At 44.0% G+C, this 18,552-nt stretch carries 11 protein-coding genes; 5 read left to right on the top strand and 6 right to left on the bottom strand.

Annotation, left to right across the window (positions count from 1 at the left end; genetic code table 11):
* Positions 1–39: 39 nt before the first annotated feature.
* Positions 40–3,153, top strand: a complete 3,114-nt coding sequence (locus OGM63_RS09860; protein ID WP_263745337.1) for an MFS transporter — start codon at positions 40–42, stop codon at positions 3,151–3,153.
* Between the two features lie 194 nt (positions 3,154–3,347).
* Here the strand turns inward: OGM63_RS09860 and OGM63_RS09855 are convergent, their stop codons facing one another.
* Positions 3,348–4,379 carry a hypothetical protein gene (locus OGM63_RS09855; RefSeq protein WP_263745336.1) on the bottom strand — a complete coding sequence of 344 codons (1,032 nt, stop codon included), beginning with the start codon at positions 4,377–4,379 and terminating at the stop codon, positions 3,348–3,350.
* Between the two features lie 530 nt (positions 4,380–4,909).
* Between OGM63_RS09855 and OGM63_RS09850 the strand changes: the two genes are divergently transcribed.
* The 3 genes from OGM63_RS09850 (at position 4,910) to moaA (ending at position 10,624) form a co-directional block, all read left to right on the top strand.
* Entirely contained in the window at positions 4,910–7,987 is a 3,078-nt protein-coding gene (locus OGM63_RS09850; protein ID WP_263745335.1) for a CHAT domain-containing tetratricopeptide repeat protein, read from the top strand.
* A 171-nt stretch (positions 7,988–8,158) separates the two neighbouring features.
* The gene (locus OGM63_RS09845; protein WP_263745334.1) at positions 8,159–9,109 is read left to right on the top strand and encodes a trypsin-like serine peptidase; all 951 of its coding nucleotides are present in this window, start codon (positions 8,159–8,161) and stop codon (positions 9,107–9,109) included.
* A gap of 528 nt (positions 9,110–9,637) precedes the next feature.
* A complete protein-coding gene (gene moaA, locus OGM63_RS09840; RefSeq protein WP_263745333.1) occupies positions 9,638–10,624 on the top strand; it encodes a GTP 3',8-cyclase MoaA in 987 nt (328 codons plus the stop codon).
* Between the two features lie 248 nt (positions 10,625–10,872).
* Here the strand turns inward: moaA and rpsD are convergent, their stop codons facing one another.
* Positions 10,873–11,481 (bottom strand): 30S ribosomal protein S4, encoded by a 609-nt coding sequence (rpsD, locus tag OGM63_RS09835; RefSeq protein ID WP_263745332.1) that lies wholly within the window; start codon positions 11,479–11,481, stop codon positions 10,873–10,875.
* Between the two features lie 147 nt (positions 11,482–11,628).
* Here rpsD and OGM63_RS09830 point away from each other — a divergent pair, with 147 nt between their 5' ends.
* A complete protein-coding gene (locus tag OGM63_RS09830; RefSeq protein ID WP_263745331.1) occupies positions 11,629–12,288 on the top strand; it encodes a hypothetical protein in 660 nt (219 codons plus the stop codon).
* Positions 12,289–12,326: 38 nt separating this feature from the next.
* Here the strand turns inward: OGM63_RS09830 and hetR are convergent, their stop codons facing one another.
* The 4 genes from hetR to OGM63_RS09810 all read right to left on the bottom strand — a co-directional run.
* The gene (gene hetR, locus OGM63_RS09825; RefSeq protein WP_263745330.1) at positions 12,327–13,226 is read right to left on the bottom strand and encodes a heterocyst differentiation master regulator HetR; all 900 of its coding nucleotides are present in this window, start codon (positions 13,224–13,226) and stop codon (positions 12,327–12,329) included.
* Positions 13,227–13,972: 746 nt separating this feature from the next.
* Positions 13,973–16,201, bottom strand: a complete 2,229-nt coding sequence (locus tag OGM63_RS09820; protein ID WP_263745329.1) for an EamA family transporter — start codon at positions 16,199–16,201, stop codon at positions 13,973–13,975.
* 457 nt (positions 16,202–16,658) lie between these two features.
* Positions 16,659–17,852: an RNA-guided endonuclease InsQ/TnpB family protein gene (locus OGM63_RS09815; protein WP_263745328.1), complete on the bottom strand. Its 1,194-nt coding sequence runs from the start codon at positions 17,850–17,852 to the stop codon at positions 16,659–16,661.
* A gap of 170 nt (positions 17,853–18,022) precedes the next feature.
* Positions 18,023–18,552: inorganic phosphate transporter (locus OGM63_RS09810; RefSeq protein WP_263745327.1), on the bottom strand; the 530-nt coding region annotated here is incomplete at its 5' end.

Raw genomic sequence — 18,552 nt, 5'->3', positions numbered from 1 at the left:
TAAATTTCTAGTGAATTAAATGATTAAGAAGGAAATATCATGTTTGAAAGTACACAAATAATGCTAGGACTTTACAAGCCGCTCTTTTGGGTGGCACAGGTTTCAGTAGACCCCTCAATAATTACCCCAGCACAGGCATCTGTTGCTTTTGCAGGACCGCGCTTTTTTGTGGCTTTGATTGCCGGGGTGATTTTAGCCTTTGCCATCCAATTAGTCTTAACAAACCTCTCGGTAGCGGCAGGTATTACTTACCTGGGACACCAACCAGACTCGGATTCTAGCTCAAATCATGATAGTATAGGCGGCACAATCCGCAAAATTGGGACTGCGGTAGGGATTTGGACGTTAGTCACCGTAACGATCGCTCTTTTGATTGCCAGTTTCTTAGCGGTAAAATTGAGCCTCTTGACTTTGAGTCCGGGATTGGGAGCGATTTTAGGGTTAGTAATTTGGGGTGCGTACTTTTTGCTGTTGGTGTGGGTGAGTTCAACTACGGTAGGTTCCTTAGTAGGCTCAGTCGTAAATACGGCAACATCTGGCTTTCAGGCGATTATGGGGACGGCTACCGCCGCATTGGGGGCGAAAGCGATCAATAATCAAGTTGTTGCCACCGCAGAAGCCGCAGCAGCCGCTGTGCGTCGAGAAATCGGCAGTGCGATTGACCCAAGTAGTATCCGAGAGAATATCGAAGATTACTTAGAAATGGTGCGTCCCCCAGAATTAGATTTATCGAAGATTCGGGGTGAGTTTGAAAAATTGCTGAACAATCCGCAATTAAAAGCATTAGCGGGTACTCCAGATTTACGCAACATTGACCGGGATAAGTTTGTTAGTTTGGTAAGCGATCGCACTGACCTTTCCAAACGAGATATTAACCGTGTTGCCGACACATTATATAATGTTTGGCAACAAGTCGTCAGCACCAAATCGGCTCCAGACCGCATGGGTGAGTTGATGGAATATCTCAAATCTGTGCAACCAGGACAAACCAAGACAGATGAACTGAACCGCAAAGTGGATCAGTTAATGTCTGAGATGCCTGCTTCTAAGGGTTCTGACCAAAAAGCAACCCCAAATCTAATTCAGCAAACTCTCCAACAGGGAATCACCGCGCTGACTGGTATAGTGATGGGACGCACGGATTTATCAGATTTGGATGTAGAAAAAATCTTAGGTAGTCTTTCTACTGCCAAAGATAAAGTAACTGATAAAGCTGATAAATTAGGACTTCCCACACCAAAGCAGCCTTTCAGCCCGATTCGTGCTGATGTCGAAAACTACCTGCACAACACTTATGCTTGGCAACTAAGTCGCGAAAAAATCGCTGAAGAATTTCATCATGTACTCTACGATCCAGCAGCCGATCCGGCAACAGTCAAGCGGGAGGTTGAGCGACTTTCCAAGCAAGATTTTGCGAATATTCTCCAAGAACGGGGACTGTTAACGCAAACAGAAATTCAACGGATTGTCGAGCAACTCGAAATTATCCGGCAAGATGTGCTGGTGAAAGTCACCGCAGCGGAAGAAAGGGAAATCGTATTAGACTTGCAACGCAAAGTTGAAAGTTATTTACTAGTTACACCTCCATCGGATCTCACCCCAGAAGCAATTCAGCAGAATTTCACACCACTGCTGGAAGACTCTGACGCAGATTATGAAACTTTATCTCGACGTTTGTCTCAATTTGACCGTCAAGAGATGCGAGATCTATTGCTGCAACGCAATGATATTCAGCCATACGAAGCAGACAGAATTCTTGACCAGTTAGAAAATCAGCGCGATCAAGCTTTGATTTCGTCCAAAGGATTGGCAGAACAAGCAAAATATCAAGCGGAAACGCTGTGGTTGAATTTAGAGTCATATCTGCGTAACACCGGGAAAGCCGAACTTAATCCGGATGCGATTCGGGCAGATTTGAAAACGCTTTTGGACGATCCCCAAGCAGGAATTTCCTCAATTCGGGCGCGTTTGTCTCGCTTTGATCGCGATACGCTGGTACAATTGTTGAGTCAGCGAAAAGATTTGAGCGAAGACCAAGTGAATCAAGCAATTGATGCTGTTGACCAATCTTGGAGCAATGTTCGTCACGCACCACAAGCTTTAGCCGATAAAGCTAAAGAGCAATACGACTCAGCGACGAGTGCGATCGCCGATTATCTGCGAAATACTGGCAAACAAGAACTCAACCCCGAAGGAATTCAACGCGATTTAAATCGATTGTTTGAAAATCCCCAAGAGGGTGCGATCGCATTACGGCGAAGATTGTCGCAACTTGACAGAGATACGCTAGTGAAATTACTGAGCCAGCGTCAAGATTTGAGCGAAGAACAAGTCAATCAGGTAATCGATTCTGTACAAACCTCAATTCGCGATATTGTCCGTGCACCGCGTCGTTTAGCTACCAGAACTCAGCAAAGAGTGGAAACTTTCCAAGCTTATTTGCAAGAGTATCTGCGGCAAACGGGGAAAGAAGAACTTAATCCTGAAGGTATCAAACGCGACTTGCAATTGATGTTGCACGATCCGCGAGTGGGGATGGAAAGTATAACTGAACGGCTTTCCCAATTTGACCGCTCGACAATCATCGCGTTGCTGAAAATTCGCGAAGATATTACCGATGAAGAAGCCGCACAAATTGCTGATAATATGATATCGGTGCAGGAGCAGTTTGTCGAACAAGTGCGGGGTATCCAACGGCAGATTCAAGGTGTAGTGGATGGTGTTTTTGGCAGCATTCGCAACTACCTCAATGCGTTGGAACGTCCCGAATTGAATTATGATGGTATCAAGCGCGATGTTCGCAAGATGTTCGACGATCCGCAAGCGGGATTTGAAGCAATGCGCGATCGCTTGTCTTCTTTCAACCGTGAAACCTTGGTAGCGGTTATGAGTTCTCGTGAGGATATCTCCGAAGAAGACGCTAACCGAATTATCGACCAAATCGAAGGAGCGCGTAACAAAGTACTACAACGCGCTGAACGCATTCAACAAGAAGCACAGCGACGCTTGGAAGAAGTGAAACACCAAGCGCAACGACAAGCAGAAGAAACCCGCAAAGCCGCAGCATCAGCAGCTTGGTGGCTGTTTGCAACCGCGACAGTATCCGCAATTTTTGCCGCACTTGGAGGAGCGATCGCTGTTATGCTTGCTTAATTGAAAAAGTTGTCTCCGCTAAACTTTTTTAGCCTCTCGACATCGGGAGGCTTTTTTTATTCGTTCGTAGTGAGCGATTAATCGCTCATTATATCATGTCCGAGAAATCACACATATTATTGTAGAGACCTTCCGCGCCCTACGTCTCTATGAAGGTTGGATTGAGCGCTTCAGCGCTCACTACGAATAAGACGCTAATTTGTTTCTTGGATTTGCAAGCGGATAGTCTTCTCCATTGCCCCACCAAGTTTTATTTCCATCACTTCACCACCGAAGGGTTCTAAACAATCGAGGAGCGATCGCAAGTTTGGTGTAGAAGCACCGGTATCTACATACAAGCGATCGGCTAGATTGTTGATGCGCTTCCAAGTCATGTATAATTTGGCGATGGTTTGTTCGATTTGGGATGATTGATTAACTAAATCGGCAGCTATATTCAAACAGCCGACCCTTTGGGCTTCTTCTAAAGCCGTTTCGATATCAACTTGTCCTTCCTCCAAAGCTTGAACTTGTGCCGCAGATTTGAGATATTTGGCTAAGTTACGCGCTTCTGTGGTGACTTGTTTGAGAGTATCGACATCAGGATTTGCGGCTATTTCTTTCTGTAGCGATTTTTGGTGCGATTCCGGCAGTTTTTCCATTTCCTTGACCAAAGGCGCGAGGTAGCGCGGAGGAAGGGTATTATCTGCGGCTTTTTGCCTCACTTCTTCCGGTAGCAAATCAGAAGACATCGCCGTCCATTCGTCGTTGATTTGCCGAACTTCGCGACGGGTGATGCGATCGCCTTTTTCGGCAGCTTCACTCACCATTTGTTGCACTTCTGGTGCTGCTTTGGAAGTTTCCACAAAAGCGCGTTTGCTGAAGTTTTTGATAGCGCTGGGCTGAAGTTTACCATCTTCTAGAAGTGTATCAGCACTGTTTGCGAGTTGAATCCAACCGTAAGCTTGACTTTTGGTGATTTCTCGTTCTTTCAGCCAGTTGAGAAAGCCCGTACCGCGTCCTTCACCACCTCTTTTTTCTCTGTCACGCACTGCACGTAAAATTCGACCCCGCCAAATTTCGGTTTGCAAATCAAAGCGATCGCATACCTGCCAAGCTACATCTAGCTGTTCTAAAAAATCTGACTCTGGAATCTCTTCATCTTCCGGATCGGGCAGTTCAAAAGTCAAATCTGCTGGCTGTTGTAAGGCAGCAGCCAAATCATCGATATTATCCGTTGATTGCACGGTAGGGAAAGTGGTAGTGTATGCGATCGGCTTATTATGCCACAATCTGGTGCAACTGTAACCGATGATTTTTTTGAGCTTACGGATTGAAATACGCCCTCAGGCAATTTCTTATGTTATACTCGTAAATCCTGCAATACAAGCATCATGAGAGAACAATCGCGTGTTTTTGCCATAGCGTAGACGCATTCGCGGCTTTTCGTCATCGTCTGTGAGATTCCCTGTCATCCCGACTTCGCATTTATTTATTTATTGCGAATCTGACTAAATACAGCATTTCCTTACAATGCGATCGCATCCCCCTACATTTAAAAATGCGATCGCTTCTCAGGTCAGATCCCCGACAACTTTTACGAAGTCGGGGATCTTCTATATGCGTATATCCCCCACCTCGTTACAAAATCAGAAACGGATCGCATATCTATTTCAGAATGCCTGTAAGATAACAATGAAACTTCAGAGAAATCACTGAAGTAAATTAAATCATTTGCTTATAGTGCCAAACTGAAGAATATTACTAAGGCTGAAGAATGAACAAACGTGTAAAATCTCAGCGGACTTTCTGGTGCTTGCTACCCAGTTTTACCCGAAGAAGTTTAATTTTATTACTTAGTGCCGTCTTTTTGTCATCGGTGGCAGCAACTCGCAGCATGAGTGTGCAGATAGCACAAAAACCGGAAACTGCTTCAACTCAAGCAACTCGCGCAGTGGCTCTAGTCCTCTCTAATGAGGGTTTAGAACTACTTAAGCAAGGCACAGCAGAGTCTAAGCGACAGGCACTTGAGAAATGGAAACAAGCACTACCATTGTGGCAGCAATTAGACGACAAAAAGTTTGAAGCTGTTACCCTCAACGGTATTGGTATAATCTACAGGGATTTGGGCGACAAGCAACAAGCCCTTAACTACCTCAATCAGGCACTACCCTTATGGCGGAAATTAGACCAGAAGGCGCGTGAAGCTGGTACATTTGAGTCTATTGCCTTACTCTACGAGAGTTTAGGCGACAAGCAACAAGCTCTCAAATTCTACAATTCTTCACTAGCGCTGTGGCGGCAAATCGACAAGAAGGAGGAAGCTAGGACTCTTAACACTATTGGCGGAGTCTATGATAGTTTAGGCGAAAAGCAACAAGCCCTCAACTACTTAAATCAGGCACTACTGTTGTCGCAGCAGCTACAAGACAACGTTGGGCAAGCTCGCAACCTTGTTGTTTTTGGCAATGTCTACAATAGCTTAGGTGAGAAACAACAAGCCCTCAACAAGTACAATTCTGCATTATCCTTGTACCAGCAACTAGGCGATAAGCTGCAACAAGCTCTCACCCTCAACAATATTGGCTTAGTCTACGCTAGTTTAGGTGACAAACAACAAGCTCTCAACAAGTACAATTCTTCGCTTGCATTGTCGGAGCAAGTGGACAACAAGGGGTTAAAAGCTACCACCCTCAACAATATTGGCTCAGTATATTACGATTTGGACGATAAGCAACAAGCACTCAAGTCCCTCAGTAAGGCACTATTGTTGTCGCGACAAGTACAAGACAAACCGCAGGAAGCTACAACCCTCAGCAATCTTGGGGCTGTCCACGACGCTTTAGGCAACAATCAACAAGCCCTCAACTTGTACAATCAGTCACTTCCTTTAAGACGGCAAGTGAGCGATAAAGCGGGGGAAGCTACTACTCTCAACAATATTGGCAAAGTCTACGATAGTTTAGGCGACAAGCAACAAGCCCTCAAATACTTCAATCAGTCACTACCCTTATCGCGGCAAGTGGGCGATAAAGCACAGGAAGCTCGCACTCTTTATAATATCGCTTCTGTAAAACGCGACAAAGGCAACCTCCAACAAGCGCTAACCCAAATCCAAACAGCGATCAAAATCATCGAAGACTTACGCACCAAAGTTGATAGAAAAGACCTGCGAACTTCTTACTTTGCCTCTAAACAGGACGTTTACAAATTCTACATCGACTTGTTGATGCAACTGCACAAAAAAGACCCTTCCATAGGATACAACGCTTTATCACTCCACGCAAGTGAAAGTTCTCGCGCCCGTGTTTTAATTGAACTATTAACTGAAGCTAGAGCAAATATCCGCTCATATGTTGACCCGAAACTTTTAGCAGAAGAAAAGCGCTTACAACAGTTAATTGATGCGAGAGGAAAACTATTACAAGAGGCATCTGGCAAACCAGCACAAGAAAAGCTTCAAAAAGAAGTCGAAAATCTCCTCACTCAACAGAAAGAATTAGAAACCAAAATCCGCACTACTAGCCCAAAATACGCAGCGCTGCAATATCCCCAACCATTGACTCTACCGCAAATTCAGCAACAACTTGATAAAGACACGCTGCTGTTAGAGTATTCTTTGGGTGATAAACACAGCTATCTTTGGGCTGTAACTCCCAACTCCATCGACACCTACGAACTCCCCAAACGCGAAGAGATAGAGAAAGCAGTTACTCCATTTAGAGAAACTTTAATTAAATGTCAAAAAATAAGAATATGTAACCAATTCTCCCCAGAAGAAAAAGCTCAAGCTCTCAAAAATACGGCTTCTTCTGCAACTAAACTGAGTCAAATCATCCTTGCACCTGTAGCTGAGAAGTTAGGCAAAAAGCGTTTGGTGATTGTCGCTGATGGGGAATTACAGAAGATTCCTTTTGCGGCATTAAATGACCTAACCCCCCAACACCCGAACCTACTAGCGTTGGGGGAGCAAGATAAACTCCCCTCCCCTCGCAGGGGAGGGGTTGGGGGAGAGGTCAGTTATCAACCGCTAATAATCAATCATGAAATAGTTAATTTGCCTTCGGTTACAGCGATCGCTACTCATAGACTTGACCTCAAAGGACGCAAAACCGCACCCCTCACCCTCGCAGTACTTGCCGACCCAGTATTTGAAGCAACCGATATGCGAATCACTGGCAAACCTGAAAGTATCGTTGATAACTCCGATTTTCGCGGTCAAATAGAACAATCTGACTTGAAGCGAGGAGCAAAAAATCTTAATCGCAATGGCTGGGAAAGACTTAAAGCTACACGCACTGAAGCGATCGCAATTTTAAATATCATACCCAATTCTAATAATCTCCAAGCTTTTGATTTTGATGCTAACTACAACTGGGTAACAAATAAGCAACTTTCACAATATCGCTTTTTACATTTTGCTACCCACGGCTTTGCTGACCCCAAAAATCCAGAACTATCAGGAATCATTTTATCTCTTGTAGACAAACAAGGTAAACCCGCTGATAGAGGTTATTTACAATTAGGTGATATTTTTAACCTTGACTTTGGAGCCGATTTAATTGTACTTAGTGCTTGTGAAACCGGTTTAGGCAAAGATGTCAATGGTGAAGGTTTAGTAGGCTTGACAAGAGGATTAATGTATGCCGGGGCGGAACGTGTGGGTGTGTCTCTTTGGCAAGTTGATGATGCGGGGACGGCAGAATTAATGCAAGAATTTTATACACAAATGTTGAAGCAGGGGAAATTACCTACAGTTGCTTTGCGTGGGGCACAATTGAAATTATGGGAAAATTCGAGTTGGAAAAATCCTTATTATTGGTCTGCCTTCACTTTACAGGGTGAGTGGCGATGACAGAAACCTAACCCCCCAACCCCCTTCCCTTCAAGGGAAGGGGGAGTAAGAAGGGGGGTAACTAATCATGTTCCCCTCCCCTCTCTTCTCCTGTCGGAGACGCTGCCCGAACGTAGGGGAGGGGTTGGGGGAGAGGTCAGAATTTCAACTATTTAACTTAGGAGTAATAAAATGACTAAACAATCTTTCGCACTATTTCTATCAGCAATTCTCGGTGTTGGAACCTTGGGCTATTGGACATCAATGCAAGCACAAGCACAGACACAAGGACAACAAACTACCCCACCGAAGTTTACCAGCTTTAAAGATGCAGGTAAATTACGCATCCAAGGTAATAATAAACCTTTTATGCCATCTGGTCTTGGTCAGTCGGCAAAACCGAATGAAGGTGGTACACGGGGTATTCCTGACCAGATAGACGATCGCATCCCGATGTTGAGCAGAAAATATCCTTGGTCAACTATTGGACGAGTCCAAGGTACTACGGCAGATGCTGGAAGTTATCATTGCACGGGAGCTTTAATTGCCGAAGATATTATTTTGACTAATGCTCATTGCGTCATCGACCCGGAAAATGGTAAGTTAAGCCAAAAAATTAAATTTTTGCCAAATGTGATTGATGGTCAAGTACAAGATACACGGGATGTGGCAGAAGTGGTGGATGTTGTCTATGGCACAAATTTCAAAGATGGTGCCAAACTGGATGCAAATGACTGGGCTGTAATGAAAATTAACAAGCCTCTTGGTCGCAAGTATGGCTATTTAGGAGTGAAATCTGTTGCCTCTGCAACTCTGGTTCGCAATCAGAAAAAATACTTTTTCGTCGGCTATTCTGGGGATTTTCCCAGCGCTAAATATCAACAATATTTCAGTGCTGGTGCTGGATGGACTGCAAGTTTTCAAGCTGGTTGCAGCATTCTAAAAGAGGAAGCCAATTTCTTGTTACATGATTGCGATACTGCGGGGGGTTCTTCTGGTGGACCAATTATCGCAATGGTTGATGGTGAACCGTATGTTGTTGCTTTGAATGAGGGTGAGGTTAAAAGCTCAAGCACTAAGCGAGATTTATTCAATGTGGCAGTGAAAATTGATTTTTTAGATAAGTTGAGTGTGAGAAATTAGTCTACATTTTGCACTACTCTCAATTAGCTTTCAATCCCGCCTAGGACTGCAAGTCCTAGGCTAATAGCCCAAGTCCATTAAAATGGACTGAAATTCATATGGTAGCTACTATTTAGTCCTATTTATAGGACTTTTGCTTTTAACCATTCGGCTTATAACCCAATACACTTGGTGTTAAGGATTTTTAGTACTGATTTTAGACCTGTAGAGACGTGAAATTTCACGTCTCTACACTCGCAATACGGTTCGGTTAAGAATATTTGTGAACCCAAAACCCTTGTAGAGACGTTGCACTTGCTAGTCTCTACATACGTTAACACCAACGGTATTGTCTACACTCGGACGATCGCGCTTAACACCAACTCTATTGGTTTATAACCTATGGTGGATTGTGTTATGTCAAATCCACAATCAAGCTAAATTCACGTTAGCTTAAAAGCATGTAAAGAAAATTTATCAATCAAGCTATTATCACTTGACAAAAATCGCGTCTTGTACATCAAGACTAGAAGATAAATCTCTAAAATTATGAACCAGGTAGATTACCTCCGGATAAGTTTAATCGATCGCTGTAATTTTCGCTGTCAATACTGTATGCCGGAAGGGGCAGAATTAGACTATATCCTCAAGCAACAGCTATTAACTGATGCGGAACTACTCACCCTAATTGAAGAGGTGTTTATCCCCGTTGGTTTTACTCGGTTTCGCTTAACTGGGGGGGAACCGCTGTTACGTCCGCATGTGGTGGATTTGGTGAAAGCGATCGCATCTCTTCCCCAAACTCAAGACCTCTCAATGACAACCAACGGCTTTTTACTCGCGTCAATGGCGCAAAACCTTTACGATGCAGGTCTGCGACGGATTAATATTAGCCTAGATTCTCTCGAAGAAGATATATTTGACCAAATTATCGGCAATCGCGGACGCTCTCGATGGCAAAATGTATGGGAAGGCATTCAACAAGCATACCATGTAGGATTTGACCCGCTCAAACTCAATGTAGTCATAATTCCCGGCGTTAATGACCACGAAGTTCTCGATCTTGCTGCCTTGAGTATTGACAAACAATGGCACGTTAGATTTATTGAATTTATGCCGATTGGCAATTCGCAATTATTTGGCGATCGCGGTTGGGTTTCTTCGGCTCAGTTACGCCAACAAATCCGCGAACGTTGGGGTTTGACAGAATCGCAAGTTTGTGGTAATGGTCCTGCTGATGTATTTCAAATTCCGGGTGCGAAGGGGACACTGGGATTTATCAGTCAGATGTCAGAATGTTTTTGCGATCGCTGTAACCGGATGCGTTTGAGCGCAGATGGCTGGCTCCGTCCTTGTTTATTAAATGAAAGTGAGCAACTTGATTTGAAAACTGCTCTGCGTGCTGGTGTCAGCACCGCAAAATTGCGAGAGCAGGTTAGACATTTATTGGCAATCAAGCCAGAAATCAACTTTAAAGGACGCGACACGGGAACAACGGGTGTTTATTCTCGCACCATGTCGCAAATTGGCGGATGAAACAAGTTAGGAGTTAGGAGTTATGAGTTATGAGTTGAAAGATATTAACTTTTAACTCCTAACTCCTAACTCCTAACTCCTAACTCCCAACTCCCAACTCCCAACTCCCAACTCCCAACTCCTAACTCCTAACTCCCAACTCCTAACTCCTAACTCCCAACTCCCAACTCCCAACTCCCAACTCCTAACTCCTAACTCCTAACTCCCAACTCCCAACTCCTAACTCCTAACTCCTAACTCCTAACTCCTTAAGCTTGTCGTGAGTAGTACTCAACCACAAGCAATTCATTAACTTGTAATGCCACCCATTCACGCTCAATCAGACCGTTAACCTTGCCTTGCATCTTGTTTTTATCAAACTCTAGATGATTGGGAAGGTTAGCTAAACCGGGATATTGCAAATTAGCTTCTACCAACTTCTTCGATTGTTCGCGGTTTCTGACGGCAATTTCTTCACCGGGACGGCACTGGTAGCTGGCAATATTCACGGGACGACCGTTAACAGTTACGTGACCGTGATTTACCAACTGACGAGCAGCTGGAATGGTGGGAGCCATACCCATGCGAAAAACGGTGTTATCCAAGCGCATTTCTAGCAATTGGAGCAGCACTTGTCCGGTAGAACCGGTAACACGTCTAGCTTTGCGTACATAACGTAGCAATTGCTTTTCGGTCAGACCGTAGTTGAAGCGGAGCTTTTGCTTTTCCTCTAGACGGATAGCATACTCAGAGCGCTTCTTGCGGTTCTGACCATGCTGACCTGGTGGATAAGCGCGTCTAGCGGTTTTACGAGTTAATCCTGGTAAGTCACCTAAGCGGCGAGTAATTCTGAGGCGTGGTCCTCTATATCGGGACATGTGTTTCCTTAATCTAAATCCTGTTTAATTTTACCCAGACATTTTATTATAAAAGGGGAAAGGGGAAAGGGGAAAGGGGAAAGGGAAATAATTATTACCAATACCCGATGCCCCATGCCCATTGCCGGAATTTGAGATAACATATGCTTGGGTGTTTGGAGAATGGCAATGTTAGCGATCGCAAAAAAAAACATTACGAATAAATACGGATTTTATGCCTTTTTAATGTTAAAAAAGGAAATAATTCGCTTGTTCGTACCAGCTTTGGCTGTGGCTGGATGGATGGGAAGTCCCTTACCTGGTATGGCTATCACCGCCACTTACGCGAATGATTACCGTGTTTGTGCTGGTCGCCTTTTAAGTGTCGGGGTAACTCCTGACGCGGCATCTGTTGGTTGTGCAAACGCACTGCGTCCAAAAGAGTTATCTTTGTGCGTGTCGAGAATTCAGAAACAAACGCAAATTGCGGCGACGGATGCACTCGCGTCTTGCAAGCAAGCAAGGCGTCCGGAAGATTTAGCCGCTTGTGTAGTGGGTATTAGTGCAAATGCTAAAGAGGCTGTAAACCCAGCAGCTTTAAATTACTGTAGTCGCAGTTTGTTGCCAGTGCGTTTCGCTGAATGTGTTGTGGGTTTGCGTGCCGAAACAGACTCTGCTCCTGTGCAAGCGATGGATAATTGTATTGATGCGAGTGACCGAGCGGTGAGCGGTTATTTACCTTCGTTTATACCGGCAACGCGATCGCAACAAAATATCCAACCAGTTTTTGAGAGCACCCCAATTCCCACCAATCCCCCTAGAAATTAAAGCGATTAGCAATTCGTTGCGCTAATCGCTATTGATTATCAGTCTTCTTTGTTACCAAAGACCATCTGTAAAATCATTGGAACTCCACCCTCTTGGTGATATCTATCCGCCCAAGCGCGGATAACTTCGTCCAATTCTGATAGAGCCTGTTCTAATCGCTCTGGTGGCACATCCATAGTTTCCAAGACTCGCATCGAATTTGGTCGTCGTTCTGCCCAATCTTTCATCAAGCGAAAATACCGAGCGGTATCTTCGACCATGATGTATGTACGCTCTTGATCGTCAGCAGGAGCGTAAAAAGAACGGGTCAGAGCATAGAAAGGCATTCCCCAAGGAGAATCAATCCTTGTGACGGTGCCTGAGTATAGCAGACGGCGTTTGATATGCTCCGCTAAAGCTTCACTCAAACCCATACGGTGTTCTTCGGGCATGTCTTCCTGCGATCGCTTATGCAAAAATTCAATCAAGTCTAAAAACTCAAAAGAACTGACTAATTGGGCATCCGGAAGGTTAGGCGGCAGTTTTTGTTCAATTTGCCTTTTTTCGTCACTCGTCAGACTTGTACCGGGAATGCGCGATCGCCCCGGTCGCCAAGGATACTTTTCCATCCACACATAAGGCAATTGAATTAGATAGCGCGGTTCTTGGGAACCAAGCATCTTCAACAGCTTGCCCTCTGTCAGCGCAAGTCTTACTTCTTCAACAATGATTTTCACCCGCTTCGGCTCAAGGTGGTGCAAATGTCCTGTCATTCGCAGGTTTTGTCCCTGCTCCAGATAGGTCATGTAAATCGCACACTTTGCTGCCGTTGCTGCCGCATCTAAAAACGCCCCATGCCGATGCCCACTAGTCCGCATGGCACTAAAAGCTAGATAAAGCATGATCTGATCCATCGCACTCGGACCAAGACGTTTGATCAGATCTATGTCGTTACTCATATTACAGACAGTTGAATAGCACGTTTACACAGTTATCAGCTAAAGGAAAGTAAGTAGTATACACCCGACTGAAGGCAATATCTTCACTTCAGATTATTTAATTATGCGTTATTTATGAGTATTCTTGGTAATATGACGGAAAATTATCCGTACTTTCTAATACACAAATACAACTATTAATCTTAGTATAGTCACTCTTGCATCTTACTTTAACTTCAAGAACATCCGCAAATCTTAATCCGGTCGATTTGATCCCCAGGAAAAAATTATGTGGCGTTAAAGAGCAATATACGGGGTTTTTAAGGTTGTCTCACTGATGCCGCACTTACCACTAATTGCACTTTGCCATGAGAGCGAATGGTCTACCTAGGAGCTTCTTACTTGAAAAGTCACTACAGATGCTTCTAGCATTTAGTATACAGCAGTTTGTCAATTAGCTGTGTTGTGAATGAAGTATAGCTTTGTCAAAAAAAGCTGATTTTTCTTCAGTTGTGAAAACGGCATAGGGCAATTTGGGGAGGGGGAAATGGTTAAGACCCCTTTTTTCATGAAGCCCTTTCACCCAAACACATTGGTGAGGTAGCCCCCGTCTTAGCGGTTCCCGTCGATGGGGGACTACCGAACCCGAAGGGTCTTGGTGTCGGACGAAGTAGAGCATCTGTCTATGATTGGGGAAAGGGGAAGAAAAAAGAAATATTTGTCAAGAACTCTCCCCATCCCAAGAACTCTCCCCATGTCCCCAGTCCCTAGGATCTGCGTATTCTTTCTAAGCTAAATGCGGCTGCACCAAAGGTAATTAGCAAGACTCCTAAACCCTGAACCATTGATAAGGTTTCCTGAATAATTAAAAAAGCCAAAATCACGGTTAAAACTGGAACACTGGCTCCGAATATCGCTGCACGGGTTGCACTAACTTTGCTAATTCCAACGTTATTCAACACATAAGATGCCAGGGTCATTACGCCCAAAATAAAAGCGCTTAAGATAAGTTCTAATAACCGATTGGGATCAACGATCAAACTTGAGCTAGTTGGTAAAGGCAACATCAAGCCGATGAAGCACAAGCATAGCATAGTCGCGAAGTTAATTAAAGTAAATGTGACAGGATGCAATTTAGCAGCACAAATCCGCGTCAGAATTACGTAAATAGCGAAACTCACTCCAGAAGCGATCGCACTCATGCTTCCAGAAGAGCTATTACCAATACCGGCATTACCTTCCCCGCTCAACATCAACAATTCACCGATAAAAATCATGGCGATCGCACCGATCCGAAATAATGTTGGTTGATCGCGGAACAAAAACCAAGACAACAGTCCGCTAATCATCGGATAAATAAAGAAAAGTGCGATCGCCATCCCCGTTGGTGCTTGTCCAATCGCCAAGTATATCAACAACTGAGACAAAAACAAAAAGCATCCACTCACAAGCGACAATATCAACACCTGTCGCGTACTTGCTTTCGAGGGAGTTGAATTTCCCCGTACTGAGTCAGCTAAGGAATGCAAATCTTGCCACACTCGCTGATGCATCATCGGCGCCAAAACTAACATTAGTGGTACAACCACTATCATCCTCAGCATCAAAATTAACAGACAATTTCCCAACGTCGGCGATATCAACTGCTCAACTTGAAACGCACCCAAAATAAGGGAATTTGGCTGAAAAATTGTTTTAATAGCGACGTTGTAAAGGGACGACAACACCGTTGACAATACAATCAGCAATAAACCCATTTTCATGGCTGGTAAGGCTCCAGCGCCACGGGACGGTCGTTGTGGCTGACGAGAACCAGATGATGTAGTCTCGCTCAGTTCCCTAGAAAGAACAGAAACTGGCTCTTTCGGGTCTTTTTTGACCTCTTTTGGTTTTACCTTGATTTCTGGCGGAGGGGACGGGGGTAATGTAGTGTCGCTTAGTTCTCTGGAAAGTACAGAAATTGGCTCTTTCGGGTCTTTTTTTACCTCTGGTGGCAATGCCTTCGTGTTATTTTCTGCTGGCATTGAAGACGCAGATAATGTAGTTCCGTTGGTCGATGTTTCTTTGTTGGGAATAACAGAACTTGGTTCGGGGGGTTTCTTAATCTCTGGCACAGGCAAAGAAGACTGAGATAATGTAGTTCCGTTGGTCGATGTTTCTTTGTTGGGAATAACAGAACTTGGTTCGGGGGGTTTGTTGACTTCTTTGCCTGGTACAGAAGACGCAGATAATGTAGTTCCGTTGGTCGATGTTTCCGATTGAACAACAGAAATTGGTTCGGGGGGTTTGTTGACTTCTTTGGCTGGAGAAGTGTTTTTGACATTCTCCTGTTTTTGCTCGTTTGGTGTCAACTCAACAGACTTCGTTGGAGTAACTGGTGTAAGAATTTTTTTTTCCAGTTCCTTGTTGAGCCGATTGGTTAATTCTGCCAACATTGCTTCCCCTTGCTGCTGTCGGCTTTGCATCCGAGACAACTGTTGAGAAATACCACTTTGATGGTTATTTAACTCTTGTTGCAGTAACTTCAAGGTGATAGTTAGGGTATCATCAAGAGCGCCAATCAGTTGCTCAGTATTTTTATTAATTTCTGTAACAATATTACTGTTAGCCTCATGTGACGCGATACCTGCGGCGATCGCATTTTCTTGGTGTAAATCGCGCTCGATTGCTTGATTAGCTAAAGCCGAAAGCGAAGATTGTAATTGAGAAGATATGTGATTTGCTAAAACTTGTGCCAACTGACGTACCAAAGCTTGTTGCTCAGTTATTTGCTTGGTTTGTTGTAGCTGTTCTTTTTCGCTTTGCAGCTGTTTAATCTCATCAGCTAAGTGTTTCTTGTCTGACTCCAGCCGATTTATATCTTCTTGTAAGGATTTGAGCAAATTCTGCTGGAGGCTTTGCAAATCCTCAACTACACCCCACAAGGCAGTTTCTACTGCCCTAGATATTTCGCCTCTTGCACGCGGGTTTTCTGGTCGGTTCTCAAATCGCCCCATTAGTCTCTAACCTCTGACACCTTGACGATAATGCTGCTTCAAATTGTGAAATTGCTTTTTGCTCATAGTATTTCCTGTATTTTGTCAGATAAACTAAAAATTTTAACAGGACTTACGCGTTTTAACTTAATTGCGTGATGCTGAAGACAGCGTTATCAAACCGGATAATTTCCTTTACTGTTTTGGTACTTGATTGGTGGAGATTTCCTTTGATTGGTGCATCACAAACAACTATTCTGTAAGTTATACTTAAATCAGCTATCATCAAGTGATATTTTTATCCGGATAAAATATCATCAAAAATAGATATCTATTCTTTTAACGGCAATAGCAATTATCAATTACTTACCGATTTCTGCGTTTTTTACCTTTGGCTTAATGCAATTGTCGCAATTCTCAAACCATCTGTAAATTTGTGTAGAATTTGACACTCTCCGCCCTATAAGTGCGGAGATTCTTACTTCACAGATTCAGCTTGCTGAAATAGGTTTGCACCTAAAATAGTAGAGGCTAAATCTCCCGAAGCGTTCGGATCGCAGATCCAAGTTCCCGTATGACCTACGGTACTCAAGGCTCGATTCAAGATATTGATTGCTGCGTTCCAATCTCGGTCTAGCACAAATCCGCATTGACAAATATGCGTTCTGGTAGATAAAGATTTTTTCACCTTATAAGAGCAGCTAGAACAATTTTGAGAAGTATAAGCAGGATTCACCGCAACGGTTATCCTGCCAAACTTGATCCCAAAATACTCTATCCATTTCCTAAACTGATACCAACCTGCATCATTAATGGATTTGGCAAGACAATGATTTTTAACTAAATTTTTAATCCTCAAATCTTCATAAGCAACCAGATCGTGAGACTGGATTACGCAACGTGCCGTTCTTTTGGCATGTTCTTCACGCTGCCTACTTATTTTGAGGTGTACTCGTCCTAATTTATTAATGGCTTTCTTACGGTTGGCAGAGCCTTTCTTCTTGCGATAAACACGACCTTGCTTAAACCTTAGCCGTTGTTCTCCTGCTTGATAAAATTTCGGATTGGGTTCGGTATTTCCATTACTATCGGTGTAAAATTCTTTGATTCCCACGTCTAAACCAATAGTTTTACCAGTAGGCTGTACATCCACTTTATTCTCGACTTTAACCAAGAACTGGACGTAATAACCATCAACCCTACGTACTAATCTAACTCGTTTTATTTGGTCTAATTGGTAGAAGTTTAAGTCCCATGTTCCTTTTAGTTTTAGCTTGCCAATTTCTTTCTTATCAGTAAAAGTGATTTGTTTCCTAGTAGAAGATAATGCCCAGTCGGACGTTTTGTACTCCACTGAACGACAGTTTTTCTTAAACTTCGGATACCCTTTCAAGCCTGGAATAGATTTACGACAGTTGTCGAAGAACCGAGCAATTGAGTTGTACGCTCTTTCTACTGCTGCTTGACAAGCATGAGAATTTAAAGCTTTGACAAAGGGAAATTCGGCTCTCAGTACTGTATTGTGGCGATAAAGCTCTTTTTGTCCCACACCTCGGCTATCCATCCAATATCGAATGGACTGGTTGCGGACGAATTGAGCGGTTCTAATCGCCTTGTTTATGGCACTATATTGAGTTGTTTTTCCTTTAGCTTTAAACTCTAAAAGAATCATTTGACGTGGAAAAACTTTACGTCAAAATTCTAGCACATAAAAGCCGTCAAGCTGATGACGGGGCTTGTATCCCCTGCGTTTGGGTCAATTGCGTTACAGACACAGAACATGGGAAACATCTTTCCCCCCATCTCAAGAACTCACCCCCTCCCCCCCTCTCCCTCATCTACCTACCAGAAAGCACTCAGAACCGTAAAAATGGCAGCGCTGAGGGCTGCACTGAGGGGGACTGTGATGAGCCATGCAGCGGCGATTCCTTGGAGAGTTTTGAATTGAATCGACTTGAGATTTTGCACTAGTCCGATGCCAACCACGCCGCCAACGAGGGCATGGGAGGTGGAAACGGGTAAACCCAGCCGGGAGGCAAGTAAGATGGTGGTGGCTGTGGCGAGTTCGGCGCAGAATCCGCTGCTAGGTTGTAGGGAAATGATGCTTTCGCCAATCGTAGCGATAACTTTTTTGCCCCAAATCGCTAAACCAGCGACAATACCAACACCGCCAAGTATTAAAATCCAGATGGGGATCGTAATGCCATTTATGGGAACTGCCCCAGTACTATTAATGTAGACGATCGCAGCCAAAGGAGCGATCGCATTCCCCACATCATTAGAACCATGAGCAAATGCCACAAAGCAAGCGCTAATTAGTTGAAATTTACCGAATAAGCGTTCGGTGGGATTGGGGAATGGGGAATGGGGAG

The organism is Plectonema radiosum NIES-515 (genome assembly GCF_025753815.1).
Classification (GTDB): domain Bacteria; phylum Cyanobacteriota; class Cyanobacteriia; order Cyanobacteriales; family Nostocaceae; genus Hassallia; species Hassallia radiosum_A.
This window is presented reverse-complemented; position numbering and strand designations above follow the sequence as displayed.